The organism is Streptomyces sp. NPDC059900, from assembly GCF_050270335.1.
Classification (GTDB): Bacteria; Actinomycetota; Actinomycetes; order Streptomycetales; family Streptomycetaceae; genus Streptomyces.
This window is the reverse complement of the sequence record NZ_JBNNJZ010000529.1, coordinates 1-2,681: the sequence shown is the minus strand read 5'-3', so window position 1 is coordinate 2,681 and position 2,681 is coordinate 1. Positions and strand designations below refer to the sequence as shown.

The following is a 2,681-nucleotide window of genomic DNA, read 5'->3' as shown; positions in this document are numbered from 1 at the left end:
TACGTCGTGACTGCGTGCCTTTTGAAGAATGAGCCTGCGAGTTTGCGGTGCGTTGCGAGGTTAACCCGTGTGGGGAAGCCGTAGCGAAAGCGAGTCCGAACAGGGCGATTCAGTAGCGCGCTCAAGACCCGAAGCGGAGTGATCTAGCCATGGGCAGGTTGAAGCGGCTGTAAGAGGTCGTGGAGGACCGAACCCACCAGGGTTGAAAACCTGGGGGATGACCTGTGGTTAGGGGTGAAAGGCCAATCAAACTCCGTGATAGCTGGTTCTCCCCGAAATGCATTTAGGTGCAGCGTCGTGTGTTTCTTGCCGGAGGTAGAGCACTGGATAGGCGATGGGCCCTACCGGGTTACTGACCTTAGCCAAACTCCGAATGCCGGTAAGTGAGAGCACGGCAGTGAGACTGTGGGGGATAAGCTCCATGGTCGAGAGGGAAACAGCCCAGAGCATCGACTAAGGCCCCTAAGCGTACGCTAAGTGGGAAAGGATGTGGAGTCGCAGAGACAACCAGGAGGTTGGCTTAGAAGCAGCCACCCTTGAAAGAGTGCGTAATAGCTCACTGGTCAAGTGATTCCGCGCCGACAATGTAGCGGGGCTCAAGCGTACCGCCGAAGTCGTGTCATTGCAGTATTAAGCCCCAACGGGTGCTGTGATGGGTAGGGGAGCGTCGTGTGCCGGGTGAAGCTGCAGCGGAAGCTAGTGGTGGACGGTTCACGAGTGAGAATGCAGGCATGAGTAGCGATACATACGTGAGAAACGTGTGCGCCGATTGACTAAGGGTTCCTGGGTCAAGCTGATCTGCCCAGGGTAAGTCGGGACCTAAGGCGAGGCCGACAGGCGTAGTCGATGGATAACCGGTTGATATTCCGGTACCCGCTGTGAAGCGTCAAACATCGAGCCCATTAATGCTAAGGCCGTGAAGCCGTCCCGGAGCCTTCGGGCAAAGGGAAGTGGTGGAGCCGCCGACCCAAGGTGGTAGTAGGTGAGTGATGGGGTGACGCAGGAAGGTAGTCCAGCCCGGGCGGTGGTTGTCCCGGGGTAAGGGTGTAGGCCGTGTGATAGGTAAATCCGTCACACTTGTGCCTGAGACCTGATGCCGAGCCGATTGTGGTGAAGTGGATGATCCTATGCTGTCGAGAAAAGCCTCTAGCGAGTTTCATGGCGGCCCGTACCCTAAACCGACTCAGGTGGTCAGGTAGAGAATACCGAGGCGTTCGGGTGAACTATGGTTAAGGAACTCGGCAAAATGCCCCCGTAACTTCGGGAGAAGGGGGGCCATCACCGGTGATGAGTCTTGCACTCTGAGCTGGGGGTGGCCGCAGAGACCAGCGAGAAGCGACTGTTTACTAAAAACACAGGTCCGTGCGAAGCCGTAAGGCGATGTATACGGACTGACGCCTGCCCGGTGCTGGAACGTTAAGGGGACCGGTTAGTGCGCTTTCGGGCGTGCGAAGCTGAGAACTTAAGCGCCAGTAAACGGCGGTGGTAACTATAACCATCCTAAGGTAGCGAAATTCCTTGTCGGGTAAGTTCCGACCTGCACGAATGGCGTAACGACTTCTCGACTGTCTCAACCATAGGCCCGGTGAAATTGCACTACGAGTAAAGATGCTCGTTTCGCGCAGCAGGACGGAAAGACCCCGGGACCTTTACTACAGTTTGATATTGGTGTTCGGTTCGGCTTGTGTAGGATAGGTGGGAGACTTTGAAGCGGGCACGCCAGTGTTCGTGGAGTCAACGTTGAAATACCACTCTGGTCGTGCTGGATGTCTAACCTGGGTCCGTGATCCGGATCAGGGACAGTGTCTGATGGGTAGTTTAACTGGGGCGGTTGCCTCCCAAAGAGTAACGGAGGCGCCCAAAGGTTCCCTCAGCCTGGTTGGTAATCAGGTGTTGAGTGTAAGTGCACAAGGGAGCTTGACTGTGAGACCGACGGGTCGAGCAGGGACGAAAGTCGGGACTAGTGATCCGGCGGTGGCTTGTGGAAGCGCCGTCGCTCAACGGATAAAAGGTACCCCGGGGATAACAGGCTGATCTTCCCCAAGAGTCCATATCGACGGGATGGTTTGGCACCTCGATGTCGGCTCGTCGCATCCTGGGGCTGGAGTCGGTCCCAAGGGTTGGGCTGTTCGCCCATTAAAGCGGTACGCGAGCTGGGTTTAGAACGTCGTGAGACAGTTCGGTCCCTATCCGCTGTGCGCGTAGGAATATTGAGAAGGGCTGTCCCTAGTACGAGAGGACCGGGACGGACGAACCTCTGGTGTGCCAGTTGTCCTGCCAAGGGCATGGCTGGTTGGCTACGTTCGGAAAGGATAACCGCTGAAAGCATCTAAGCGGGAAGCCTGCTTCGAGATGAGTATTCCCACCCCCTTTGAGGGGTTAAGGCTCCCAGTAGACGACTGGGTTGATAGGCCAGATCTGGAAGCCCGGTAACGGGTGGAGGTGACTGGTACTAATAGGCCGAGGGCTTGTCCTCAGTTGCTCGCGTCCACTGTGTTGGTTCTGAAACCACGAACAACCCCGCATGGGTCACACATGCGGTGCGGTTGACAGTTTCATAGTGTTTCGGTGGTCATAGCGTGAGGGAAACGCCCGGTTACATTCCGAACCCGGAAGCTAAGCCTCACAGCGCCGATGGTACTGCAGGGGGGACCCTGTGGGAGAGTAGGACGCCGCCGAAC

Annotated in this window: 2 rRNA genes (1 of these 2 running past the window's edge); both read left to right on the top strand. The window is 56.8% G+C overall.

The features are described from left to right. A 23S ribosomal RNA gene (locus ACQKIP_RS38160) occupies window positions 1-2,476 on the top strand; it begins 728 nt to the left of the window's first position. Between the two features lie 88 nt (window positions 2,477-2,564). Next, window positions 2,565-2,681 (top strand): 5S ribosomal RNA (gene rrf, locus ACQKIP_RS38155).